Source organism: Methylobacterium sp. 275MFSha3.1 (assembly GCF_900108435.1).
Classification (GTDB): domain Bacteria; phylum Pseudomonadota; class Alphaproteobacteria; order Rhizobiales; family Beijerinckiaceae; genus Methylobacterium.
Window position 1 is genome coordinate 268802 of sequence record NZ_FNWP01000002.1, and the last position, 23817, is coordinate 292618.

Sequence of the window (23817 nt, forward strand, 5' to 3'; positions counted from 1 at the left end):
GGCACGTCAGCGGAGCGGTTCGAGCCGAAGCGGGTCGGGCCCCGGCGTCGCGGAAGCCCCCGCCGCGTCGGCGGCGGGGGCCGCGTTTCACAGGCCGAGCAGGTGCAGGCCGCTCGTGGCCGTGTGGGGAGTCGGGTCCGTGTGCTGGACCTCGGTGTGGCCGCCGAGATCGATCGTGGCGACGCCGAGATCGACGCTCACGCCCTGGGCGGCGCCCGCCTCGGCCGGCGCGGCGGAGGTCCCCGACACCGCGTCCACGAGGTAGCCGACGAGGGAGTCGGCACCGCCGCCCGTCTGCGGCAGGTGGATGCTGTCGCCGCTCAGCAGGTTCGCCGTGGCCAGACTCGGCTGATCGGCGCTCACCGCGACCGCGCTCACGTCGACGGTGTGGGCCGGATCGGCGGCGGGCGTGAGCACGGCGACGTCCGCCACCGGCGTCGAGGTCGTCGGGCCCGCCGACACGTCGATCAACGGCTGGGTCTCGGCTCCCGGTTCGCCCGACGTGCCGCCGGTGAGCGTGCCGAGCAGGTTGCCGGCGGCGCTCCCCGCCCCGCCGGTCTCGCCCCCGCCCAGGACCGTGGTCACGGTCGCGACGACGCCGTCGACCGGGGAGCCCGCCTGGTGGCCGTCCCCGCCGGCCGCGGGAAGGATCCCCGCCACCGAGCCCACGACGCCGCCGGCCGCCTCCGTCACGGACCCGAGATCGCTCGCGACCTGCGCCACCGCGGGGCCTCCGTCGCCGTTCAGGACCGCCCCCGGCAGGTTGACGACATCGGTCACGAGGTTGCTCGACCCGCCGAGCTCCCCCAGGCCGACCGTGGTTCCGAGATTGATCACGGCGTGGAGCGGGTCGTTCAGGACCGGCACATCGTGGCCGACCTGTTCCAGGGCCGCATGGACGCCGTCGATCAGCGTGTTGGCGACGTCTCCGACCGGCTGCAGCGGCGCGTTCGTCCCGAGCAGCGCGCCGGCCGCGCCGGAACCCGGGCCTCCGTTCAGGCCGCCCAGGAGACCGTCGAGGGCTCCGGCACCCTGATCCCCCGTCAAGCCGCCGAGGGCGGAGGTGACCGGTGCCAGGAGACCGCCGACCGGCAGGCCGGATCCGAGACCGCCGCCGGCCGAGTCGAGGAGGCCGGTCGCGGAGCCGACGACGCCGCCCAGCGCGCCCGCCACGTGCCCGAGGTCGTCGACGACCTGCGCCACGCCTCCGGGCGCGTTCCCGGTCAGGATCGCGCCGGGCAGGTTGATGGTGTCGGTGAGCAGGTTGTGGCTGTCGCCGAGTTCCCCCAGTCCGACCGTGTTGCCCAGCGCGATCACCGCGTGGAGCGGGTCGTTGAGGAGCGGCACGTCGTGTCCGACCTGCTCCAGCGCCCCGTGGACGGTGTCGATCAGCGTGTTGGCGACAGCGCCCACCGGCTGCAGCGGCGCGTACGGCCCGAGCAGGGCGCCGGTTCCGTCCGGAGCGCCGCCGGTCACGGTGCCGAGCAGGCCATCCACCGCGGCGGTGACGGGGGTGAGGAGACTGCCCGCGCCCGGCGCGCCCGCTCCCCCCAGGTCGCCGACGATGCCGGTGACGCCGCCGAGCAGTCCGCCGGCCGCACCGGCCACCGCACCGACATCGCCGAGGATCGGGGACAATGCGCCGAGCCCCTGGCCGCCCAGCAGGGCACCGGGCAGGGCCGCGGCGTCGGTCAGCAGGTTTCCGCCCTCGCCCAGATGGCCGAGTCCGAGGGTCTCGCCGAGATTGGTCAGGCCGTGCACAGCGCCGTTCAGCAGCGGGACCTCGTGCCCGAGATTCTCGAGGGTCATGTGGACGTCGAGGACGGCGGTGTTCGCGAGATTCGCGACCGGAGCGAGAAGGCCGCCCGACGCGAGCAGCCCGCCGGCCGTCGCGGCTCCGGTGACGGAGGTGATCAGCGTGTCGCTCGCTCCGAGGACGGAACCGAGATCCGCGAGGATCGGCGCGGCCGAAGCGAGGCCGCCGCCAGTGAGGAGCGAACTCGGAACGGCGAGCGTGTCGGTCAGGAGATTGCCCGCCTCGCCGATGCGACCGAGGCCGACCGTCTCGCCGAGGCCCGTGAGGGCGTGGATCGGCGCGTTGAGCACGGGGACCTGATGGCCGACATCCTCCAGCGTCGTGTGCAGGTCGAGGACGGCTTGGTTGAGGATCCCCACCGCCGGCGCGAGCGTGCCGCCGGAGCCGACAAGGCCGTTGCCGGCCACGGGCAATGCCGTGACGGTATTCAGCAAGGTTCCGGCAGCCTCGGCGACCTGCCCGGCATCGTTCAACACCGGGACGACGCTGCCGGCATCGGTCGGGTTGGCGACGGCGCCGGTCAGGTCCGTGATCAGGTTGCCGGCCTCGCCGATATGACCGAGCCCGACCGTCTCGCCGAGATTGGTCAGACCGTGGAGCGGGCCGTTCAGCGCCGCGACCTGATGACCCGCGTTCTCGAGCTGCGCATGGGTGTCGAGGACGATCTGGTTCGCGGTATCGGCCAGCGCGCCGGGAAGCAGTGATCCGCCCTCGTCCGCCGCACCGACGTCGACGGCACTCTCGATAAGCGAGGTAATCGGACCGAGACTCGTCAATTGGCCGGTCGACAGTGCGGTGGAGGACAGTAGCGCGCTGGACCCGACCAGCCACTCAAGCGAGCGTGACGACGGGTTGAGCGCGGCGAGAGGGGACGACGACATGAGCACCTCCGGTTTTGATGCGTAACCGGCAGTACAATTATGGGTTGCAGTGCCGAGCGTCGGTAAAGAATACCGAGCCTGCGGCCTGCCGTTGCTGCGTGTGGCCGGTCGCGACACCGCCGAGGGACGAGGTCCGCCCGCGTCGGGCTTCGGTCGCGGACAGCAATATGCGTCGCCGAAATGACGTGCTCGACTATCATTTGTATTAGTGTTGCGTGTATAAAATCAGCCAGAATGGCAATGTTCGTTGTAATCCTAAAATTGCGGAGGATGGTGGGGAATATATTTCCAAATATTCGCTGTCGATCGGCTCCTCCGTATCGATCTGCTCGGATCGACGGCGGCATCCCGCGCGTCGTGCCATCGACCAGACGGTGCCCGGCAATCATCGTCGGAACCCAGGCGCCCTGTTTTCCGATGCAGCTTATGATTGTATCGTGCGGCGCGGCCACTTCAGTGCGTGGCGCGAATGGGCAGGTGATCCGTGGCCATTGATCCGAGGAATCTCGCCCAGACGGCGACACTCACCTACAGCCAGGACTTCGACACGCTGCCGCTCTGGGACGGCACTTCGGGTCTCGACACGTCCGGCGGCCCGCAGTGGAGCATCCACGTCACGTCGACCGGGACGCGGCCCTTCAATCAGGAGCAGCAATGGTATGTCCGCGCCGATCAACCCGACGGCAGCCCGCTCCCGAACCCGTTCCGCGTCCACGACGGCATCCTCACCATCACCGCCGCGCCGTCGGATCTGTCTCTGCTCCAGGACCTGGGGGATCAGCCCTACACGTCGGGAATGGTCAATACCTTCCACAGTTTCAGCCAGACCTACGGCTATTTCGAGATGCGGGCCGAACTGCCCGCCGGTCAGGGCTTCTGGCCGGCGTTCTGGCTGCTCCCGGCGGACGGTTCCTGGCCGCCCGAGATCGACGTGATGGAGATGCTCGGGCACGATCCCGGCACGCTCTACACTACGGTGCACAGCCTGGCGCCCGGCCAGACACCCGGCAACCACACGATGAGCCAGGGGATCTCCGCAGTCGCCGACATGAGCGGCGGCTACCACACCTACGGCGTTGACTGGCAACCGGATACGCTGACCTTCTACTTCGACGGACAGGAGATCTATTGTACGCCGACGCCGGCCGGTCTGGACAAGCCCATGTACATGATCGCGAATCTCGCCGTCGGCGGCTCTTGGCCGGGCGACGCCGACGCGTCGACGCCATTTCCTGCGCAGATGAATATTGACTACATGCGGGCTTATCAGGCCAGTCCGGGCGCCGCGGCGCTTGAGCCGGTTTTTCACTTCTACGACGCCGCCTCAGGACGGCATTTCTACACGGCAAGCGCTGCAGAACGCGCGCAACTTGAGAGCACCCCGTCGGGCTACGCCTATCAGGGGGTCGGCTGGGCCGCGCCAGTGTCGTCGTCTGCCACGGCTGACGTCTTTCGATTCACCAACCCGACGACCGGCGACCACTTCTACACGACCAGCACCGCGGAGCGCGACGGGCTTCTCTCGGACGGTTCCGGCTACAACTATGACGGTGTTGCGTTCGACGCCTACGCGAGCTCGACCGCCGCGGGATCGCATGCGTTGACCGTCGAGCGGTTCGTCAACACCGAGAGCGGACGGCACTACTACGCTTCCAGCGCCGATGAGATCAGCTACATCGAGCAAGGTCACGCCGGAAGCGGCTGGATTGATGAGGGTCATGCCTTCACGTTGCATGCTCCGACTGCGAACATGTTCGGTATGTAACGGTCTTTCCGGAAGACCTGCTCCGAGGCAGCCAGTCCCACTTCTCGTCGCGACAGGGCCGCTTCAGCCGACATCAACGGCAGGCTCACCGCCCGTCTGCACGGGCGGTTCGGTCCCTCGATTGCTCCACCAGGGTCGCGTTCTCGGCGCCTGTCCGCCCCCCTGAGGCTCGCAGGCCGCGGTGCGGCGACAGGGCCGCGATCAGAAGCTGTACCCGACGCGCAACCGCATCTGATGGCGGTCGAAGCTCGACAGGTCGAGCGGGCCGGGCTCGCCCGTCGCCTGCCCGGCGACCTGGAAGCTCCAGGTGAACGAGGCCCAGGCCTGTGGTGACAGGGTCATGTAGGCGGTCGGTCCGAGATACACGGCCTCGCCCGCGAACCGGTCGAGCGCCAAGCCGTCGTAGGTCCGGGCATAGCGTGCCTCGCCGCCGAGGAAGAGGCCGGGCCGGACGCAGTAGGCCAGCGCCCCCGCCACCTCGATCCCCGATCCGCGCACGGGCGCGTCCATCACGGTCAGCCGCGTCGTCGAGAGCGCGAAGCCGACATTGACGGCGGCGATCAGCTTGCCGGGGATGATCTCGCGGTCCGCCAGCAGGCCGATCTCGGTGCCGAAGCTGCGCGCCGGCACGCCCGTCCCGCCGTCGACGGTTCCGTAGCCTGGCACGATGTTGAGGGTCAGGCCGAAGGGGGCCGTCCGGCGATCCATCAGGCGCACCCGGGTCTCGAGGAAGCCGCCGTTGAAGCCGCCCGTGGTCCGGGCCGGGGATCCCGGCGCGCCGATGTCGTAGGCGTTGAAGGTGACGCCCGGGGCTAGGCGGAAATCGTTGGTCAGCGGCACCTTCAGGGCCAGGGAACTGTCCACGGTCAGGAAGCGGGCGACGCGCCGGCCGAGGCGCCCGCTCGTCTCCCATTCCAGCTCCGCCTCCCCGGGAACGCCGAGGTCGCTGCCCTCAGTGAAACCGAACAGATGCTCGCTGTCGAGGTCGCCCGGCGTCAGGTTCTCGGCGGCGGTGGGCAGGGACTGGGCCAGTGCCGGCCCGAGCGCTGCGGCCACCCAGAGCGCCGCGGCCAACCCGAGCGCCGCGGCGAGGCCGCACAGGACCGATCCCGGAGCCGAGAGGCGACGCGGAGCGCCGGTGTGCGTCATAGCCCTGACCCATCATTATAGCTGATGCTATATCTAATAGGGTCGGCGATGACGGGCCGTCAACGGTCGAGCATGCCGGACGCGTGGTCTCCGAAAGTCCGGTCGCGGATCCGGCGCCGCGCGTCGGAGGGAACGGCGTCGCGCGGTGACGGCGGCGCGGGGCGTGAACCGCTGGGCGCGGAGCGGAACCGCGCCGCGTCCGCGCTCCGGCTCACGCCGGTCCGGTCTCGGGGGTTGTCCCGGCCGGGGGCGGGGACGCGACGGGCCCGGGCTGCCCCCGGCGCGCGCGGCGCTCCTCGATCCGCTGCAGGATCACGTAGAAGGACGGCACGAACAGGACCGCCAGGCAGGTCGAGGCGAGCATGCCGCTGAACACCGTGATGCCGATCGACTTGCGCGCCGCGGCACCGGCCCCGGAGGCGGTGACGAGGGGCAGCACGCCGAGGATGAAGGCGAACGAGGTCATCAGGATCGGGCGGAAGCGCAGCCGCGCCGCCTCCACGGCGGCGGCCGCGATGTCGAGTCCGGCCTGCCGCTTCTCGCGGGCGACCTCGACGATCAGGATGGCGTTCTTGCTCGCCAGCGCGATCAACAGGATCAGGCCGATCTGCGTGTAGAGGTTGTTGGCGACGCCGAGCAGCAGCAGCGCCCCGACCGTGCCCAGCAGCGCCAGCGGCACGCCGAGCAGGACCGCCAGCGGCAGGATCCAGCTCTCGTACTGGCCGGCCAGGACCAGGTAGACGAGGAGGATGGCGAGGGCGAACACGAGGTAGATCTGCGCGCCGACCGCCTTCTCCTGGTACGACATCGCCGTCCAGTCGTAGCCCGTGCCCGGCGGCAGCACCTTGGCGGCGATCTGCTGCATCAGGTCCAGCGCCTGCCCGGAGCTGAAGCCCGGCGCCGCCCCGCCCACGATCGTCGCCGTCGGGTAGAGGTTGTACAGGCTGATCAGGGACGGCCCCTGCACGGACTTGATCTCCACGACGGTGCCGAGGGGCACCATCACGCCGTTGCCGGCGCGCACCTTCAGGTTCTCGACGTCCTCGGGGCGGAGCCGGTAATCGGGTGCGGCCTGCACGTAGACCTGGAAGGTCCGGCCGAACTTGTTGAACTGCGTGACGTAGGACGACCCGACGTAGCTCGACAGCGTCGAGAAGACCTGCCCGACCGTCACGCCGAGCGCCTCGGCCTTGACCCGGTCCACCGCGATCGCGATCTGCGGCACGCCGGCCCGGAACGAGGTGTTGAGCTTCCGCAGCCCGGATTGCGAGTTCCCGTCGGCGACGACCGTCCGGGCGAGGCTCTCCAGCAGGGGGTAGTCGAAGTCGCCGTTGCGCAGCTCGATCTGCATGGTGAAGCCGCTGGCGTTGCCGATGCCCTGGATCGGCGGCGGGATCAGCACGAAGGTGTCGGCGTCCTCGACGCCCGCCAGCATCGTGTTGAAGCGCTCGTAGAGGCTGCGCAGGTCCTGGCCCTTCTCCTTGGCCCGGACATCCCAGTTCTTGAGAACCACGTAGGCGACGCCGGCATTGGGCAGGCTGGCGCTGGAATCGAGGACCGAGATCCCGCTGATCGAGAGGACGTTGTCGACGCCGGGCGTCGCCTTCGCCTGGGCGCTGATCCGCTGCATCACCGCGTCGGTGCGCTCCTTCGAGGCCCCGTCCGGCAGCTGCGCCCCGATGAGGACGTAGCCCTGATCCTCGGTGGGCAGGAAGGCGGTCGGCAGGCGGGTCAGCCCCCATCCGGCGAGCCCGATCAGCAGGAGCGCCACGGCGACCATGAGGCCGCTGCGCCGGACCATGGTGGCGATCAGCCGGGCGTACCAGCCCTCGAGGACCCCGTAGACGCGGTTGAAGCCGCGGTAGAACATGTTCCGCTGCTCCGGCGGCACCGGCTTGCGCAGCCACAGGGCGCACTGGGTCGGCTTCAGGGTGGCGGCATTGATCGCGCTGATCAGCGCGGTGGCGGCGATCACCAGGGCGAACTGCTTGTAGAGCTGCCCGGTCAGGCCGGGCAGGAACGCGGCCGGCACGAACACCGACATGAGCACCAGGGTGATGCCGATGATCGGGCCGAACAGCTCCTCCATCGCCTTCTCGGCCGCCGCCCGGGGCGAGAGGCCCTCGTCGATGTGGTGGGAGACCCCCTCGACGATCACGATGGCGTCGTCCACCACGATGCCGATGGCCAGCACGATCGCGAACAGCGTCGAGAGGTTCACGCTGAAGCCCATCGCTGCCATGGCGGCGAAGGCGCCGATGATCGTCACCGGCACCGTCGTCGCCGGCACCAGCATGGCGCGCCAGTCCTGGACGAAGACCAGGATGACGATCAGGACCAGGACGGCCGCCTCGAACAGCGTCATGTAGACCTCGTGGATCGAGGCCTGCACGAACTCCGTCGTGTCGAACGGGATGGCGTAGACGAGGCCCGACGGGAAGGTCTTCGCGAGCTCGGCCATCCGGGTGCGGACCGCGTTCGCCACCGTCAGCGCGTTCGCCTCGGGCAGCTGGTAGATGCCGATGCCGGCGGCGGGCTGCCCGTTCAGCGTGAACGACTGGCTGTAGGTCTGCGCGCCGAGCTCGACGCGGCCGACGTCGCGCAGGCGGGTGATGCGGCCGCCGTCCTGCGCGTCCGCCTTGACGACGATGTTCTCGAAGTCCGGGGCGTTGTTGAGCCGCCCGTTGACGTTGAGCGTGTACTGGAAGTCCTGGCCGGCCGGGACCGGCGGCATCCCCACGGCGCCCGCGGTGACCTCCTGGCTCTGCTGCTGCACGATGTTGATGATGGCGTCGGGGGTGAGGCCCCGGGCCTGCACCAGGTCGGGATCCAGCCAGATCCGCATCGCGTACTGGCCGGCGCCGAAGACCGTGACGTTGCCGACGCCGGGCAGCCGGGCCAGCTCGTTCTGCACGTTGATGACGCCGTAATTCGACAGGAACAGGCTGTCGAATTTCCCGTCGCTGGCCGACAGCGTGACGAATTGCAGGACCGCGGTGGACTTCTTCTGGGTCGTGACGCCCTGGACCTGGACCGCCTGCGGCAGCGACGACATCGCGATCGCGACCCGGTTCTGCACCAGCACCTGGGCCTGATCGCCGTCCGTCCCGATCGCGAAGGTGACCGTGAGAGTGTAGGTGCCGTCGCTCGCGCTGGTCGACTGCATGTAGAGCATGCCCTCGACGCCGTTGACCTGCTGCTCGATCGGGAGCGCCACCGTGTCGACCACCGTGCGGGCGCTCGCACCCGGGTAGCGGGTGGTGACCTGGACCGTCGGCGGCACGACGTTGGGATACTGCGACACCGGCAGGTTGAAGAGCGACACCGCGCCGATCAGCACCATGACCAGGGCCAGCACGTTGGCCAGGACCGGCCGCTCGATGAAGAAGCGCGAGATCATGCCGTTGGCCCTCGGTGCCGGCGTCTCAGGGGCGGCCCGCCGCCAGGGCGGGACGCGGGGTGGCGGAGATCACTGTCCGATCGTCGGGCGTGTCGGCCTCGTCGGCAGCGCCGGGACTTCCGGACGACGGCTCACCGCGGGAGTGGCGCCGGGTCGGGCAAGGCTTCGGCCACCGCCACCTTCTGGGGCGCGACCTTCGCCCCGGGGATTGCCCGCTGGATGCCGTCCGTGACGACCCAGTCGCCGGGTGCGAGCCCGGTCTCGATCACCCGGTAGCGCCCGTCCCGGGGCCCGAGCGTCACCACCCGCTGCGAGACCGTGTCGTCGGCGCCGACCGTGAGCACGTAGCTGCCCTGCTGGTTCGTCCCGATGGCGTCGTCGCGCACCAGCAGGGCCTTGTCCTGGCGCCCGACCGGGACCCGGACCCGAACGAACAGGCCCGGGAGGAGCGCGTGGTCGCCGTTCTCGATGAGCGCCCGCGCCATCAGCGTGCCGGTGGACGGGTCGACCTGCGGCGCGAGGTAGTCGAGCTTGCCGACATGCGGATAGCCGGTCTCGGTCTGCAGGCCGATCTCCACCGGGATCCTGGATAGGTCGCCCAGCGTCCGGTGCGTGGCGAGCAGGTGCTCCTTGACCAGCAGCACCTGCTGCTCGCTGATGTTGAAGTAGACGTAGAGCGGATCGATGCGCACGAGCTGCGCCAGCTTGGTCGGTCCGCTGATGCCGACGAGCGCCCCGACATCCGCGAGGTGGTTGGTGACCACGCCGTCGAACGGCGCGGAGACCTGCGTGTAGCCGAGATTGATGGCGGCGATGTCGAGATTGGCCTGCGCCTCCATGACGGCGGCGCTGGCTTGGTCCTGCTTGGTCTTCGCGTCCTCGACGCGCGCCTGCGAGGCGAATTCCTGCCGGCCCAGCGTGGACTGGCGCTGATACTCGGACTGGGCATTCGCCAGGGCGGCCTGCTGCGCCGCCAGGGCGCCCTGCGCCTGCTTGAGCTGCGCCTCGTAGGTGTTGCGCTGGATCGAGAAGAGCGGCGTGCCCTTCTTCACGACGGCGCCGTCCTTGTAGGTGATCGCCTCTAGGAAGCCCTGGACCCGTGCCTCGAGCTCGACGGCCGCGAATGCCTTGGTGTTGCCGGTGAGCTCGAAGTAGCGCGTGACCGTGCGCACGACCGGTTGCGCGACCGAGACGCTGGGCGGCGGCGGCGGGACGTACTGGTTCGCATCGCGGCAACCGGCGGCGAGTCCCGCGATGGCCGCCAGGGCGAGGAGACGGAGGGATCCGGGAAGCTGCAGCACGATCGGCACGGTCGACCCTCAGCCTGAGAGCGTTACGGGACGGTCTTCGGTCTCGGTCCTGACGCGCACTACTGATCGTCCTCGGCCTTGGCTTCCCGGGCGAGGGTCAGGCACTCCAGCAGATCGACGTAGCTGGGCAGGCCGTCGAGCTGGGCCTCCGCCGCGCAGCGCGTCCGATCGACCGCCGGGAAGCTGGACCACTTCTTCGCCACCTCGGCACGGGCCGACCCCTCATCCTGGAGGCAGAGCTTTTGCCGAACGGGATCGAGGGTCATCGCCGTCGTCGCCGCCCGACAGCTGCCGTGAACGTCGAAGACCGGCATCTTGTCCGAGACCGGCGTCGTCAACGCCAGCTCCAACAGCAAGGCGGGGACAGCAAACATCATGATCGGCACACCCGCGCGTCGCGTCGACCGGACGGTCCGGTCGATCCTTGTTCTGGCGGCCCCGCACGGTTGCCGTGCCCTGCAGCAATACAGGTTCGATATTCAAGACCGGCCCGATTCGGTCGCCTATCCTGTATCGATAGCATATGTCGCGGTTAAGTTGTTGCAACAAAAATCGTTATCAACCACGGCGCACTACCTAAAGCGTTGGCGTCCGGCAGAGCGGCCGTATGATTTCTGTGATGTCTGCCAAGTGAGTAAGATAGAATGAAAAATTGGAACGTTTGCTAAAATAATGAGAGCTTTCCCGCGTAATAGGTCGATTGAGCGAGTACGCAGGGCAACTGTACGATCGCTCGGGCCGCGGGCGCCGGCGCCAGCCTGGCGCTGTCCGTCGCGCCCGGCGCGGCCAGTGGCTCCGGCTCCGGGACAGGCCGAGGCGCTGACGGTGTCCGTCATGCCGGCCGGCGAGACCGTTTCGATCGGTGCGGCGGGCCCCGGCCGCGCCGCGGCCGGGGCCCCACCCGCCTACTTGTCGAGGGCGTTCTCGACGGCGTCCTTGGCCTTGCCGCGCTCCTGCTGGGCCTGGCCCCGGAGCTTCTGGTCGCGCCCCTCAGCCTTCAGCGCCTCGTCGTCCGTCAGGTTGCCGACGCCGCGCTTGGCGCCGCCGACCGCCTCGTTGGCGAGGCCCTTGAGCCGGTCGACCGCGCCCGCCGTCGTCGGCGTGTCGTCGGCCAGCGCCGGGCCTGCGAGGGCGAGGCCGAGGAGGGCGCCACGAAGCGCCGTCTTGCGGGTGCTGCTCATCCGGTTCTCCCGAGAGGTTCGAGGGAGCGCGGTCTGACCGACCGTCCGCGCCGGCGCAATGACGCACACGTACCGGATCGCCGGACCGGCAACCGGTACGGCACCGGTCCGCCGGTTCGGGCGTGTCCCGTGGCGCGGACGGCCCTGCGCGGCCGAGATCCCGGCGCGGGGCCGGTCAGGCGGCGGACCGGAACGCCGCGCGCCCGTTGCGGAGGATCGAGATCAGCGCACCGACGAGGCCGGCCAGGATCACCCCGTCGATCGCCAGGAGGGTGATCGCCCGGTTCCACAGCCGGTCGAGGCCGAGATCGGTAGTGACGGATTCGGGATGCGCCGGGTCGGCCATCACCCCGATCGTCCAGTCGCCCGCGTGCAGGCCGGTGAAGACGTAGTTCACCCGGCGGGTCACACTGCCCGCGGGCGTCCGCAGCGAGAGCGTCGCGTCGCAGATGTGGAACACGAGCTTGGTGCTGCACTTGCCGTCGCTCACGCGGGCGTTCGGGACGGGCCGGGCAGCCTCGCGGACCTGCCAGTCCGAGATCAGAACGGGCGCCGTGTAGATAGCGCTGGCTGCCAGGAGGCCGCCGAACAGCACGAAGCCGAACAGCACGCCCAGGATGACGGTCCAGCTCGTGCGGTCGGGCGGCAGGCGCAGGGTCTCGGCGGTCTCGGGCTTGGCGGGCGATCCCATGCGATCCTCAAGCAGGCAGGGCTTCGGGAGAGGGGGTGTGGGCGGCGACGGTCGCGCGCGCGGCGCGCTCGGCCAGGGCGCGGCGGGCTTGGTGCGCGGCCTGGTAGCGGGCGATCAGGTCGGCGAAATCCTGCGGCTTCATCCCGCGCGGCAGTCCGACCGTGAGGGTCACGATGCGGCGCTTCGGGTCGAGCTTCACGGGGTGCCGCCCCGGGGCCCGCTCCGGCCAGTCCGCGCCCGGCGGCAGCAGCAGGCGGGTGACGATGCCGCCGCGGCTCAGCGACATGTCGAGATCGGCGACGGCCTCCCAGGGGATCACCCTGTCGAGACCGGGCGCCGTCAGCCCCGCGGGGCTCAGGATCAGGGTGATCGGCTCGCCCCGTGACAGGACGAAGGCGCCCGCCCCGCCGAAGGCGGCCGCGAGGGCCAGGGCCACGGCCGCCACGATCCGGGCCTCGTACGGCGACAGGCCCGGGATCCGGAACAGGGCGAGCGCGAGCGCCGCGGCGGCGAAGAGGCCGGCGCTGGCGGCCAGCGTGAGGCCGCGGGCGCGGTGGCTGGCGCGCAGCACCCGTTCCTCGGTTCCGATCTCCGCGGCGGTCGCCTCCAGATGTGCGCGGGCGGCGGTCTCCCGCGCGCGGACCGCGCCGAGGAAGTCCCGCGTCGCGGCCCGGCACAGGCCGTCGGGGTCGGCGAAGTAGGCGGCGAGCTGGTCGCGGGCCCGGGCCGGCGGCGCGGCTCCGGCCGCGGCCAGCAGGTCCGCGTCCATCGCCAGCCCGAGGGCGGCGACGCGGTCGCGGGTCGGCGGGTGGGTGTCGGTCGGGTGGGCCTGCTCGTCCTCGAGGCGCGCCGCGGGATCCTCGAGGCCGCGCGCGATCGCGCCGTCGAACGCCGCCGCCACGAGGTCGGCGGCGGCCGTCTCCGGCGCGTCGGCCGCCGCGTCCAGGGTCTCGACGACGCGCGGGCGCGCGGCGCCGTAGCGCAGGAGCGCCCGGGCCGAGGCGTCGGGGGAGGTCACGGCGGCGCCGGCCGCGTCGGCCGCGAACTCGCGCACCCGGCTCCAGTGGCGCACGGCGAGGTGGAACTGCTCCATCACGAACAGGCCGAGGCGGATCGACGGCCCGAGCACGCCGAGCGCGCCGCGCTCGCGCCCGGCCATCGCGTCGAGGGAGCGCCCGACGCCCGCGTAGATCGGCAGGAAGCGCTGGCTGTAGGCGGTGTCGCCGCCGGCGTAGTGGGCGAGTTCGTGCCCGAGGATCGCCGCCGTCTCGTCGACGCGCAGCAGGGCGAGATAGGGCAGGGGCACGTAGAGGATCCGGCCGTCGAGCCGCGCGCCGCCGGGCTCGAGCACGGCCGGGCCGGCGCTGACGAAGAAGCCCTCGGTGAGGCCGACGACCAGGGCCTCGGGCTTCAGTGAGCCCATCCGGTCGGCGAGCGCCTCGACGAGGCGCCAGAGACCCGGCGCCTCGGCCGGCGCGATCCGCCGCCCGAGGATCGGCAGCGGCTCGGGCGCGAAGGCGACGAGGGCCCGGCGCAGGCCGATCAGGGCGCCGCACGCGGCGAGGATCGTGGCGCCGACCGCGCCGGCCGCGATCGCCAGGAGCTTCACGCCGCCGCCGCTGAGGCCGCCGTCGACGAGCAGCCCGGCCTCGAACAGGACCACCGCGACGAGGCCGGCGGTCGCCGCCACGATCTGGGCGGCGAGGGCGGGCGGAAGCAGCCGCCGCACCAGCGAGAAGCCGCGGACCAGGGCGTCGCGCGACCCGCGTCCCAGCTGCCCGAGCAGGCCGCCGACGAGCAGAACGAGCACGGAGAGCGCCGCCGCGATTCCGCCGCCCGCGACCGCGACCGCCGGCAGCCTGCGCCGCCAGTCCATCACGGCGGCGAGGGTCCCCGCGTGGTCGCGGATCTCGCGGGCCTTCACCGCGGCGTAGGGGCCGCCGTAGAGGCGGCCGTCGTGCCGGAACTGCAGGCTGAAATCGGGGCGCCCGTCCCGCGGAGACCGCGCCTCCAGATCCGCCACGACCGCGCCGAGGCGGTCGCGCTCGGCCGCGAAGGCCCGCCAGTCGTCGAGGCCGCGCTGGCCCTGCCAGAGCCCGATCAGCAGGATCGCGAGCGGCAGCAGCACGGTCGCTGCCAGGAGCCCGGCGAGGGCGCGCGGTCGCGAGCGGTCGCGCGGGGGCGCTGCTTCGGCGATGGTCGGCTCCTGGATAGCGAGACGCCGGCGCGGCAGGGCGGGCGCGGCAGGATTGCGGTCGGGTCGGCGTCCCGGTATCGAGCCGGCGCAGCGAACAGTCTCGGTCCAGGAGGCTATAGATGCGGTCGAGCTACAGCTTCCAAGCGACAAAGATTGGGCGCAACCGGATCGATAACCGATTCGACGGCCGGTTTTCTAACCGGCCGAACGGCCACGTCAACCGAATGCTGCGGTCCGGCCTCCGAGGGCTCCGGGCGCGGCGCGCCTTGCCCGGCCGGCGCGCCCGACCCACTCTGGGCGCTTCCGCGCTCGCGCGCCCGGCGCGACCGGGCCCGGTTTGGATGCCAGCCTCGGAGGCGCCGCTCCGCGGGAAGACCGGAAGGGAGAGACCATGAATCTGCTGAAGCGGCTGTTCGGACGCGCCGATGCGGCACCGGCGGAGGCGGCGCCGGACGAACCGCTTCTCGTCAACGCCTACGCGACCGTGCGCGACCTGCCCGCGCTCTCCTTCGACCACACGCTGAACGGCCGGCGGGACCTGTCCGACCCCGAATTGCAGCCGCATCTCGACGGGTTCATCGGCTACGTCATGGGACGGGGCGACGGGCAGATGACCGCCCACCGCTACCATCTCTGGCGCCACCTGCAGCGCGTCCGCAACCACGTCAGCTTCGCGGTCGCCGCGTCCGACCTGCCCCGCGTGGAAGCCTGGGCGCTCGCGGCGAACGCCGTCCTCTTCCTGCCCGACGGATCCGTGCGGGCGCCCGACATGGCGCTCCTCCTGTCGGCCGCGGGCGAGACGGATCCGGCCGCGCGTCTGCCCTATCCGCCCGACGCCGTCGCGCGCCGCGCCCGGACCCTGGAGCGCCTGGAGGATCTGGACCCGAAGCCGCCCGCCGGCATGCCCCCCGCGCTCGGCGAGGCGGAACTCGCGCTGCGACCGCCGGCGGAGGTGCTCCGGCGGGCTCTGGCCCTGCTCTACATCGCGGCCTGGGGGCAGGCCTTCGGCGCCGGCACGACGCTGCGCGAGCCGGGGCAGAGGACGCTGAATCCCACCGGCTTCGCGGCCCTGTCGCCGGCCGAGCGCGCCCAGATCGAGGCGGCGGACCCGAAGGACGCCGCGGCGGCGTCCTGGCGCTACGAGGCCGCGAACACCCTGCTGTGGGCGCTCGGCGTGCGCGCGGCCCGGATCGCCGACAGCGACGCCACGGTCGACGTCGACGCGCTCTGGCGGGCGGTCGCGCCGCTCGCCCGGGACGCGGGCGCGGCCGACGCCGCGCGGCTGCGGCCGCCCGGCGAGATCCTGGAGGCGCTGGACCGCGCGTGGCGGGCGCACTGGGTCGTCCGGCAGGCGCGGCAGAAGGGGACAGCCCCCGCGGGGCTCAACGGCGACGTCGTGGCGGAGCGCCACGTCGCGCTGAACTGGCTGACCGGATTCCAGAACGACCGCGACACGCCCTGGGACGCGACCGACACGCCGACGTGACCGCGCCGCGGCTCAGCGCAGACCGTCGAAATAGTCGAAGAACACGCGGTCCGGATCGTGCTCGTCGCGCAGCGCGCACAGCCTCTGCCACTTCTCGGGCGTGAACGCCTGGGCGACGATCTCGGGCTGCTCGACCGTGTTGGTCTCGCCGATGTAGTAGCCGATGTTGAGCGGCTTCAGCGCGGCGATCACCGCCCGATGCCAGGCGGCGTTGGCCTGATCGTCGTCCGCCTCGTGCCACATGGTCCAGGGGCCGCCATAGACCTTCGAGGTCATGGAGCGGGCCATGTTCCGCTGCGGCCCCGGGACGTCGGGTCCGCAGAAGATCGTCGACAGGAACACCGAGGTCGCCGAAGGCGCCCGCTGCCACAGGGGCAGGATGGCCGCCATCACCGCGCCGGGGCTGTGATTGGAGAAGGTGGCCTCGACCCGGGATCGCACGCCCTCCGGGAAGAGCGCGCCGGACGCGTCGAACAGCTGCTCGAAGTCGAGGGGCGTCACCCGCGCGCTCGACAGGGGCGCGACCGGTGCGTCATCGAGCGGCGCCAGCGCGCGCCGGGCCGCCTCCGGGGTGTCCTCGAAGGCGGTGGCGGTGACCATGCAGACCCAGCCGTTCCGGTCCGCCGCCGCCTCGGCCAGCGCGGGCGGCGCCTTCACGAGGAACTGGGTCAGCTCGACGCTCGGCGCGATCGTGGGCGCCGCCTCGCCGAGCCACGTGCCGACGGCCGGCGCATCCTCGAGGCGATAGAAATACTCGCTCCCGTGAATGGCCTTCGGCAGCGCGTGGAGCTTGAGGAAATACTTCGTGACGATCCCGAAGAAGCCTGGGCCGGCGCCGCGCGCGGCCCAGAAGAAGTTCGGGTTCTCGGTCTCGCTGGCCCGGATCCGCTCGCCCTGGGCGGTGACGAGCTCGATCGCCTCGAGGCTCTCGGTGCCGTAGCCCCAGACCGTGGGGTTCCAGGCCATGCCGCCGCCGAGGAAGTAGCCGCTCGCCTTGACCTGGGGGCAGTGGCCGGTCGGGAAGGCGAGTCCGTGGGCGTTGAGCGCCTTCTGGATGTCGCGGTTGCTGACGATCGGCTGGATGACGGCCCGGCGCTGCGCGACATCGATCGCCAGGATCCTGTCGAGGCTCCCGAGGTCGATCAGGATCCCGCCGTTGCGCAGGGTCGGCTGGCACCAGTTGTGGCCTCCGCCGCGGACGACGACCTTGAGGCCGTGCGCGCGGGCGAACTTCACGGTGGCGACGATGTCGTCCTCGTCGGCGGCCCTGACGATCATCTGCGGCGCCCGGTCGGGGATCAACCTGTTCCACAGGTTCCCGTGAAGCGCCTCCCGGAACTGCGGGTCGCCCGCGTCGATGACCGGGCCCTTGCAGGCCGTCCTCAAGGTCTCAGCATTCATGATTGGGCACTGCGCGGGCGTGGAGGCCCGCTCGGGCGACGGCGGCCTGAGCGGGCGGAGCAGGGCGGCCGATCTCGCGATCCGGCCCTCAGTAGGGGACGCGGTCCGCCTTCTGGGCGTACTTCTTCCAGACCTCGACGGCCTCCGCGCGCATGATCTGCTGGGTCGGGATGGAGCGCTCGCCGACCTCCTTCTTGAGCTCGGCGTAGATCATGCTGTCGTCGAAGCCGCCGTATTCCAGCGCGTCCTCGACCTGCGCCGCGTAGTAGACGTTCTTGACGCCGGCCCAGTAGGCGGCCGCCATGCACATTGGGCAGGGTTCGGCGCTGGTGTAGAGCGTCGCGTTCCGGAGCTTGAAGCTGCCCTGCGCCTTGCAGGCCTTCCGGATCGCCTCGATCTCGCCGTGCCAGGTCGGGTCGTTCTCGGCGACGACGCGGTTGGCGCCCTCGGCGATGATCTCGCCGTCCTGGACGATCACGCAGCCGAACACGCCGCCGGCACTGTCGACCAGCGACGTCTTCTCCGACAGGGCGATCGCCCGGGCCATGAATTTTTCGTGGTTGTCAGACATTGGAACCTCTGTCGTCGCGAAACGGGTCGGTTGGTCGAGACTATGAACCGCGGAGATTTCTTAATCGAGGGGCGGTCCCGATTGTTGTGTCGGACCGCACTAGACTTCGCGCGGCGTGCTTAACAACTTCGGGTCGGCCGACCGGCATTGGCTTCGGGTTGAGCGATGTCGCCGCGCGGTCCGGCCGAGCGGCGCGGGGTGTCACGGAGCGCGACCGCCGTCGAGCCGCGCGGGCAGGATCGGCGACGGGGCCGCGCGCGGATCGGGACGTTCCGCTGAAACCGTGCCTCCTGCGAACGCATGGTCGTCAGCCAGTAACGAGCGGCTACCCGCGGCTTGGCGACAGAATAGACAGGGGCGGAAGTGCCGCGTCAACGCCGGCCCGCGATCGTCGGCAGTCGAATTGTAAATATAGGGAAATGCAATAAAACGACCGTGAAGAGATGATCGATCAGGCTCTCCGGCCCGATCCGAGCAGCACATATGGCGCGTCGCGGTCACGGCGGCGGCTCCTGATCGGGACGGCGGCGCCCCGCCTGAGACGGACGGACAAGAAATAATCCGTCCCGTCATGGCAGGGCGCCCCGACCCTGCGCCCCGACCCTGCGCCACACCCGGCGCCACACCCGGCGACGATCGTCTCCGCCCCGTCTTTTCATTGTCGCTCCGTCCCAGCTCGGCGGGGCTCGGGCGGAGCGGGCGCCGAAAAAGTCCGGCATTCCGGGCCGCGCGCGCGGAAGATAAATATCGTGCAAGCGTTTCCGCTTAAAAGACGATCGCCGTAGAGAACGTGCTGTATTTACAATTAAAATATTCGACCTCCGCGCTGAGGTCTTGACTCCGGTCGAAGATTGCCCGCTGATACAGGCATGCAGAGCAGTGCTGCCAATGGAGTGGCGGGCGCTGAGTGCAAGATCAATTTTCGGTTGTTTATCCTCGTGTTCCGCGGCGCGGCAGATCCCTGCGGGTCCGCCGCCGCCTCGGTGCCGCGGTCCACGGACCGGCCGTCCGGGCCGCCGGAGGTGGCGCCTCTCGGCACCGCCCCGGACCCGCCGGGCGGTGACCGGGCGCGGCGCCGGGGGCCGCGCGAAGCCAACGCGCGAGTGCAGGCAGCCGTGCAACGGAAGCGCGTCGGTTCATGAGCGGTGCCACATCGTCCGTCAGCATCGTGACGCAGACGACCATCCGGCCGGAGAGCGCGGACGCCTTCGCCCGCTGGCAGGTCGACACCAGCGCCGTTGTCGCGGCCTTCCCGGGCTTCATCGAGCAGCAGCTGATCCCGCCGCGCCCGCCGCTGCAGGTGGACTGGGTGATCGTGCAGCGGTTCCACAGCCTGGAGCAGGCCAAGACCTGGATGGCCTCCCCCGAGCGGCAGGCCCGCATCCAGGGCGCCACGCCGATGCTCGTCGGCCGCGACGACGTCCACATCGTCAAGGACGACGCCGGCGCGGCCCGGACCTCGCCGGTCAGCGCGGTGATCAGCACCCGCGTGAAGCCCGGCATGGAGGCCGCCTACCTCCGGTGGGAGCAGAAGATCGCGGCCGCGCAGTCGCGGGCGCCCGGCATGCAGGGCTACCGGTTCGAGCCGGCCGTGCCGGGGGTGCAGGAGGACTACGTCGCGATCCTGCGCTTCGACAGCGAGGCGAACCTGCGCACCTGGATGGACTCGCCCGAGCGTCGGGCCCTGGTCGCCGAGGCGGCGCCGATGACCGCGGAATTCCACACGCGGACGGTGCAGAGCGGCTTCGAGCAGTGGTTCCGCAACGTCGCGCCGCCCGGAGAGGGCGCGCCCGCGGCGTGGAAGATGAACATGATCGTCGTGCTGACCCTCTACCCGACCGTGTTCCTGTGGGGCGTCCTGGTCGGCGCGCCGATCCTGGCCGGCATGCTGAAGGTGGATTTCCCGGTCGCCCTGTTCATCGGCAACGTGTTCAGCGTGCTGCTCACCTCGCTGATGGTGCCCTGGACGGCCAAGCGGCTGGGCTGGTGGCTGACGCCGGATCCGGCGCGGCGGACCCGGGTCAACCTGCAGGGCGCCGCGCTGCTGATCGCCGCCTACGGGCTCATGATCCTCGTGTTCTGGAAGCTGTTTTGACCGGCGGCGCGCCCGGGCGGTCGCGGCCCGCGCGGCGCCGTCGCGGGCAGGGGCCGGGCGTGGGGACAGGGCGCGCGATGCTCCGGTCGGTGTCCCGGGCGAGCCCGCGCCCGGCGGCCGGCCTGCTGATCCTGGCCTGCGGGGTCGGTCTGGCCGGGCCCGCCCGCGCCGAGCCGGCGCCCGCTCCGGCCACGGCCGCGGCCAGTTCCTCGACCACGTCGGGGACGGGTGCGGCCGACGGGACGCCCGTCGCGGCCGCGGCCCGCGCGCGGCGCCAGGAGGCCGCCGTTGCCGTCGCGGCCGCCACCGTGATGGCGGCGCCGCCGCCGTCCTTCTTCAACTTCTCCGACACTGTGGTGAGCTACCGCTTCCAGGGACCCTCGGCGGAGCCCGGCCTCCGGGTCCAGCGTCCCGACGGCCAGTTCGTGGGGCGCGAGGTCCCCAAGACCGTCATCAACCTGTTCCACGCCAACGCGTGGGCCTACGGCACCAACCTGCTCTCCCTCGACATCCTCCGGTCCGGATCCCAGGATCCGGCCGGCAATCAGGTTGGCCGGTTCGAGGGCGTCGGCGCCACCGAGTTCTACCTGATCTACCGGGGCGTCCTGAGCCTCAACAAGGTCTTCGACACGCAGGCCCTGGCCATCCCCGGCTTCGTGAAGGATGTCGGCCTGTCGTTCGGGGCCGACGTCAACACCAAGGACACGACCTTCGATTCCGAGAAGCGCGCCGGGACCTTCGGGCTGAGCTTCGCCTTCGACGTGCCGGCCGGGTTCGTGAACCTGAAGGTCCAGGGCTACAAGGAGTTCTCCCGCAACGGCTTCGCCGGATACGGGCCGGTGCCGGGCTTCGACTACGCGCATTTCCGCAGCGTCGAGTTCAAGATGACGCCGGAATTCGAGATCACCTACACGATCCCGCTGCCGTTCACCGGGCTGCCGCTGTCGCTCGCCGGCTTCAACACGATCGTGCTGCCCAAGGGGCGCTACGGTCGATTCAACGAGAACGACACCCAGCTGGAATTCGTCTCCCAGACCAACCTCGTGCTCGATGTCGGGCAGCTCGTCGCCGGCACGCCCAACCGGGTCGAGGTCTTCGCCGGGTTCCAGTACTGGCACAACAAGTTCGGGGGCGACCCGCGGCGCACGCTCAACACCGAGGAGAAGGCGCTGATCGCCGGGGTGGCCTACCACCTGAAATGAGCCCGCCGGATCGGAGCGTCCGCGACGGGGTCATGACGGGCCCTGCGAAGCGGGGCCTCGGTCGCGGCCTCAGGCGCGGACGAGCTTGCCCACGACGGCGAGCAGCTGCTCGGGCTTGAACGGCTTGGTGATCCAGCCGGTCGCCCCGGCCGCCTTCGCCTGCTGCTTGATCGCCTCGTCGGATTCCGTGCTCAGGAAGAGGATCGGCACGCCGGTGCAGCTCGGCAGCGTCCGCAGCTGCTTGATCATCTCCAGCCCGTTCATCACCGGCATGTTGAGATCGGTGATGACGAGGTTGACGCTCTCGCTCCTGGCCTTCGCGAGGCCTTCGGCGCCGTCGCCGGCCTCGATCACCGTGTGGCCGGCCGGGCCGAGCACCACCTTGATCATCTGCCGGATGCTGGGCGAATCGTCGACGGCGAGGACAGTGGCCATGACACGGATTCCGTTCTTGTGCCTGACGCGCGCCTAGAGGAGCGGCGCGCTGGGGTGTTCGATCGCGGCGCGCCGGAACGCGCTCTCGACCGCCGGGGGGACGTTGACCAGCGCGATCCCGGCGGCCCGACCCCGCGCCGTCCGGTCGGCCGCGAGCACGATCTGGACGAAGGTGACGTCCGCGCGCTCGACCGCCGCGCAGTCGAGGGTGAGGCGCGCCCCGCCGGCGAGCGCCGCCGCCAGCGTGTCCTGCAGCGCCCGGACGGTCCGGATGGTGCAGTCGGGACCGAGCGTGAGGACGGGAGCCTCGGACATGCGGGTTCGTGACCTCGAAAACGGACGTGCGGGGCGACGCGTCGCCGCGCCCGAGTCAACACCGCGGCGGGTAAATTCTTCCTGAAGGTTCGGCCAATCGCGGACGGCCGACGCGGCCGCGGACCCAGCACAGGACGGAGGTCTGCGCCGCCTGGAACAGTGTTGATTGGCTAATACTGTGATCTGTGCCGGCCGTTGCGGCCATCGGCCGGGCGATAACGCTTTCTTCAACGGCGTTCCTTAGCCTCGGTCGGGTGCCGACCGTGGGATTGTTGCATGACCCGCGCGCGTCGGACGACGCCGAGAGACCCGCCCGCCGATGGCCTTCCAAGTCGCCCACGACATCCTCAGGCAGGTCCCGGACCGGTTCCGCCGGCCCGGGATGCGGCCCGAGGTGGGGTCCGAGGTGGGGCTCGATGACCGGCGCGGATCGGGCGCGGCGATCCCGGCCGCCCCGCTCCCGGAGGCGGCCGCGTCGTCCAGCGAGCCCGCGCCGCCGCCCGCCGCGATCGTGGCCGAACCGGCGCCCGCCGCGCAGGCGGCCGACCTGCTCCAGGCCTGGCTCGGCCTCTCGGCGCAGCAGCGGACGCTGCTCGACGCCCTCGTCGCCGAGCTCGGGATCGTCTCCACCGACGTGGAGGCCAACGTCCACGGCCTGTCCAACCGCTTCCAGAGCATCGCCGCCACGACCTGCGAGCAGTCGGAGATCGTCCGGGGGCTCGTCGCCTCGGTCCAGACCGTCCGGATCGACGACCGGACCCTGCAGCTCGGCGACGTCGCCGCCGGCCTCGGCGAGACGCTCACCGCCCTGATCGAGCGGATCACCCTGATGTCGTCCCGCGGGTCGACCCTCGCGCAGGGTCTGGCCGGGGTGCTCGAGGGCCTGTCGTCGGTCGAGGGGAGCGTCGCGCAGATCGAGCGGATCAACCGCCAGACCAACCTCCTCGCCCTGAACGCCAAGATCGAGGCGGCCCGGGCCGGCGCCAGCGGCGCGGCCTTCGCGGTGGTCGCCGACGAGGTGCGCGGCCTCGCCACGACGATCAACGCCCTGTCGGACGTGATCAAGCAGCAGATCGGCACCATGGCGGCCGGCCTGCGCGGCAGCCATGCCTTGCTGGGCGACATCGCGGCGATCGACATGTCCGAGGAGAGCCGGACCGCCGAGACGCGCGTCCGCATGGTGATGCGGGCGCTGGTCGAGCAGAACGCGCAGGTCGCGGGCATCCTGCAGCAGACCGCCGAGACCACGCAGGCCATCACGCAGGACGTGTCGGCGGCGATCGTGGCGATGCAGTTCCAGGACCGGGCCAAGCAGCGCATCCAGAACGTCGAGGGCCTGCTGCGCTCGGCCGGCGCGGAGCTCGGGCGGCTCGCCGACCACAGCGCGGACCGCGTCGCGGCGCCGGATGCCGCGGCCGATCCGGCCTGGATCGCGGCGGCGATCGCCGGGTGCACCCTGGGGGAGGTTCGCGCGCGCCTGACCGAGCGCCTGCTCGGGGGGGCTCCGGCCTCCGAGACGCCGGCCGCCGACGCCGCCGACGATCTGGACGGCATCGACCTGTTCTGAGCGCGCCCGCCGCGCCGGCGCGCGCCGAGGGCAGCCCGTGCGGGCCCGGTCGGCGGTCGCGCCGCGGCCGGGCCTTCCCGCGCCGGACCGGCCGCGACCGGCCCCGTTCCCGGCTCCAGTCCCACCGCAATCCGCGCGCCGCCCGCAGGGACCTGCCGCGGCCCGCATCCGGGCGGCTGCGCGCCGGTGGGCGTCGATGTTCGTCCACGCCCGTCCGCGTCCGTCCACGTCCGACTGAGTCCATCGATGTTCGTCGACGCGCGTCGACGCGCCGTGATGGCCGGAGCCGTGCCGCACCGCGCGCCCGAGATCCTGTGATCCGCGTGTCACACGATCGCAGTATCCGATAATCAAG

18 protein-coding genes are annotated in these 23817 nt (G+C 71.0%); 6 read left to right on the forward strand and 12 right to left on the reverse strand.

The window, feature by feature from the left end; all coding sequences use genetic code 11:
* Window positions 1-87 precede the first annotated feature (87 nt).
* Window positions 88-2697: a beta strand repeat-containing protein gene (locus tag BLW78_RS01200; protein ID WP_244526706.1), complete on the reverse strand. Its 2610-nt coding sequence runs from the start codon at window positions 2695-2697 to the stop codon at window positions 88-90.
* Between the two features lie 484 nt (window positions 2698-3181).
* Here BLW78_RS01200 and BLW78_RS01205 point away from each other — a divergent pair, with 484 nt between their 5' ends.
* Window positions 3182-4462 carry a family 16 glycosylhydrolase gene (locus BLW78_RS01205; protein ID WP_091675893.1) on the forward strand — a complete coding sequence of 427 codons (1281 nt, stop codon included), beginning with the start codon at window positions 3182-3184 and terminating at the stop codon, window positions 4460-4462.
* Between the two features lie 201 nt (window positions 4463-4663).
* Here the strand turns inward: BLW78_RS01205 and BLW78_RS01210 are convergent, their stop codons facing one another.
* The 4 genes from BLW78_RS01210 to BLW78_RS01225 form a co-directional block, all read right to left on the reverse strand.
* Entirely contained in the window at window positions 4664-5611 is a 948-nt protein-coding gene (locus BLW78_RS01210) for a hypothetical protein (RefSeq protein ID WP_091675895.1), read from the reverse strand.
* 211 nt (window positions 5612-5822) lie between these two features.
* A complete protein-coding gene (locus BLW78_RS01215; RefSeq protein ID WP_091675897.1) occupies window positions 5823-9011 on the reverse strand; it encodes an efflux RND transporter permease subunit in 3189 nt (1062 codons plus the stop codon).
* A 131-nt stretch (window positions 9012-9142) separates the two neighbouring features.
* Window positions 9143-10315, reverse strand: a complete 1173-nt coding sequence (locus tag BLW78_RS01220) for an efflux RND transporter periplasmic adaptor subunit (protein ID WP_244526742.1) — start codon at window positions 10313-10315, stop codon at window positions 9143-9145.
* A 65-nt stretch (window positions 10316-10380) separates the two neighbouring features.
* Entirely contained in the window at window positions 10381-10635 is a 255-nt protein-coding gene (locus BLW78_RS01225) for a hypothetical protein (protein ID WP_244526708.1), read from the reverse strand.
* Window position 10636: 1 nt separating this feature from the next.
* On the opposite strand from BLW78_RS01225, the gene BLW78_RS31240 reads away from it, so the two are divergent.
* Window positions 10637-10969, forward strand: a complete 333-nt coding sequence (locus BLW78_RS31240) for a hypothetical protein (RefSeq protein ID WP_170855054.1) — start codon at window positions 10637-10639, stop codon at window positions 10967-10969.
* A gap of 257 nt (window positions 10970-11226) precedes the next feature.
* Here the strand turns inward: BLW78_RS31240 and BLW78_RS01230 are convergent, their stop codons facing one another.
* The 3 genes from BLW78_RS01230 to BLW78_RS01240 all read right to left on the reverse strand — a co-directional run bounded on the left by BLW78_RS01230 (window position 11227) and on the right by BLW78_RS01240 (window position 14321).
* A complete protein-coding gene (locus BLW78_RS01230) occupies window positions 11227-11502 on the reverse strand; it encodes a CsbD family protein (protein ID WP_020091080.1) in 276 nt (91 codons plus the stop codon).
* Window positions 11503-11677: 175 nt separating this feature from the next.
* The gene (locus tag BLW78_RS01235; RefSeq protein ID WP_091675900.1) at window positions 11678-12193 is read right to left on the reverse strand and encodes a hypothetical protein; all 516 of its coding nucleotides are present in this window, start codon (window positions 12191-12193) and stop codon (window positions 11678-11680) included.
* A gap of 7 nt (window positions 12194-12200) precedes the next feature.
* Complete coding sequence (locus BLW78_RS01240; RefSeq protein ID WP_091675903.1) at window positions 12201-14321, reverse strand: M48 family metalloprotease; 2121 nt, start codon at window positions 14319-14321, stop codon at window positions 12201-12203.
* A gap of 460 nt (window positions 14322-14781) precedes the next feature.
* Here BLW78_RS01240 and BLW78_RS01245 point away from each other — a divergent pair, with 460 nt between their 5' ends.
* Window positions 14782-15876, forward strand: a complete 1095-nt coding sequence (locus BLW78_RS01245) for a DUF4272 domain-containing protein (RefSeq protein ID WP_091675907.1) — start codon at window positions 14782-14784, stop codon at window positions 15874-15876.
* Window positions 15877-15888: 12 nt separating this feature from the next.
* Here the strand turns inward: BLW78_RS01245 and BLW78_RS01250 are convergent, their stop codons facing one another.
* Together BLW78_RS01250 and BLW78_RS01255 are read right to left on the reverse strand one after the other, a co-directional pair.
* Window positions 15889-17277 (reverse strand): FAD-binding oxidoreductase, encoded by a 1389-nt coding sequence (locus BLW78_RS01250; protein WP_091675909.1) that lies wholly within the window; start codon window positions 17275-17277, stop codon window positions 15889-15891.
* 88 nt (window positions 17278-17365) lie between these two features.
* Window positions 17366-17848, reverse strand: a complete 483-nt coding sequence (locus tag BLW78_RS01255; protein WP_091675912.1) for a nucleoside deaminase — start codon at window positions 17846-17848, stop codon at window positions 17366-17368.
* Between the two features lie 1138 nt (window positions 17849-18986).
* On the opposite strand from BLW78_RS01255, the gene BLW78_RS01260 reads away from it, so the two are divergent.
* Complete coding sequence (locus BLW78_RS01260; RefSeq protein ID WP_091675915.1) at window positions 18987-19943, forward strand: putative antibiotic biosynthesis monooxygenase; 957 nt, start codon at window positions 18987-18989, stop codon at window positions 19941-19943.
* A 77-nt stretch (window positions 19944-20020) separates the two neighbouring features.
* A complete protein-coding gene (locus tag BLW78_RS01265; RefSeq protein ID WP_056529851.1) occupies window positions 20021-21145 on the forward strand; it encodes a hypothetical protein in 1125 nt (374 codons plus the stop codon).
* 69 nt (window positions 21146-21214) lie between these two features.
* Here the strand turns inward: BLW78_RS01265 and BLW78_RS01270 are convergent, their stop codons facing one another.
* On the reverse strand, window positions 21215-21580 hold the full coding sequence (locus BLW78_RS01270; RefSeq protein ID WP_020091072.1) for a response regulator: 366 nt from the start codon (window positions 21578-21580) through the stop codon (window positions 21215-21217).
* A 33-nt stretch (window positions 21581-21613) separates the two neighbouring features.
* Complete coding sequence (locus BLW78_RS01275; RefSeq protein ID WP_020091071.1) at window positions 21614-21895, reverse strand: STAS domain-containing protein; 282 nt, start codon at window positions 21893-21895, stop codon at window positions 21614-21616.
* A gap of 319 nt (window positions 21896-22214) precedes the next feature.
* Here BLW78_RS01275 and BLW78_RS01280 point away from each other — a divergent pair, with 319 nt between their 5' ends.
* Window positions 22215-23462, forward strand: coding sequence for a methyl-accepting chemotaxis protein (locus BLW78_RS01280; protein WP_091675917.1), 1248 nt, complete (start codon window positions 22215-22217; stop codon window positions 23460-23462).
* Window positions 23463-23817 lie beyond the last annotated feature (355 nt).

Excerpts from the sequence above, each read along its gene's own strand:
- BLW78_RS01200 (WP_244526706.1), bottom strand. The coding sequence starts at position 2,697 with ATGTCGTCGTCCCCTCTCGCCGCGCTCAACCCGTCGTCACGCTCGCTT.
- BLW78_RS01210 (WP_091675895.1), bottom strand. The coding sequence starts at position 5,611 with ATGACGCACACCGGCGCTCCGCGTCGCCTCTCGGCTCCGGGATCGGTC.
- BLW78_RS01215 (WP_091675897.1), bottom strand. The coding sequence starts at position 9,011 with ATGATCTCGCGCTTCTTCATCGAGCGGCCGGTCCTGGCCAACGTGCTG.
- BLW78_RS01225 (WP_244526708.1), bottom strand. The coding sequence starts at position 10,635 with ATGCCGGTCTTCGACGTTCACGGCAGCTGTCGGGCGGCGACGACGGCG.
- BLW78_RS01230 (WP_020091080.1), bottom strand. The coding sequence starts at position 11,502 with ATGAGCAGCACCCGCAAGACGGCGCTTCGTGGCGCCCTCCTCGGCCTC.
- BLW78_RS01235 (WP_091675900.1), bottom strand. The coding sequence starts at position 12,193 with ATGGGATCGCCCGCCAAGCCCGAGACCGCCGAGACCCTGCGCCTGCCG.
- BLW78_RS01245 (WP_091675907.1), top strand. The coding sequence starts at position 14,782 with ATGAATCTGCTGAAGCGGCTGTTCGGACGCGCCGATGCGGCACCGGCG.
- BLW78_RS01250 (WP_091675909.1), bottom strand. The coding sequence starts at position 17,277 with ATGAATGCTGAGACCTTGAGGACGGCCTGCAAGGGCCCGGTCATCGAC.
- BLW78_RS01255 (WP_091675912.1), bottom strand. The coding sequence starts at position 17,848 with ATGTCTGACAACCACGAAAAATTCATGGCCCGGGCGATCGCCCTGTCG.
- BLW78_RS01260 (WP_091675915.1), top strand. The coding sequence starts at position 18,987 with ATGAGCGGTGCCACATCGTCCGTCAGCATCGTGACGCAGACGACCATC.
- BLW78_RS01265 (WP_056529851.1), top strand. The coding sequence starts at position 20,021 with ATGCTCCGGTCGGTGTCCCGGGCGAGCCCGCGCCCGGCGGCCGGCCTG.
- BLW78_RS01270 (WP_020091072.1), bottom strand. The coding sequence starts at position 21,580 with ATGGCCACTGTCCTCGCCGTCGACGATTCGCCCAGCATCCGGCAGATG.
- BLW78_RS01275 (WP_020091071.1), bottom strand. The coding sequence starts at position 21,895 with ATGTCCGAGGCTCCCGTCCTCACGCTCGGTCCCGACTGCACCATCCGG.
- BLW78_RS01280 (WP_091675917.1), top strand. The coding sequence starts at position 22,215 with ATGGCCTTCCAAGTCGCCCACGACATCCTCAGGCAGGTCCCGGACCGG.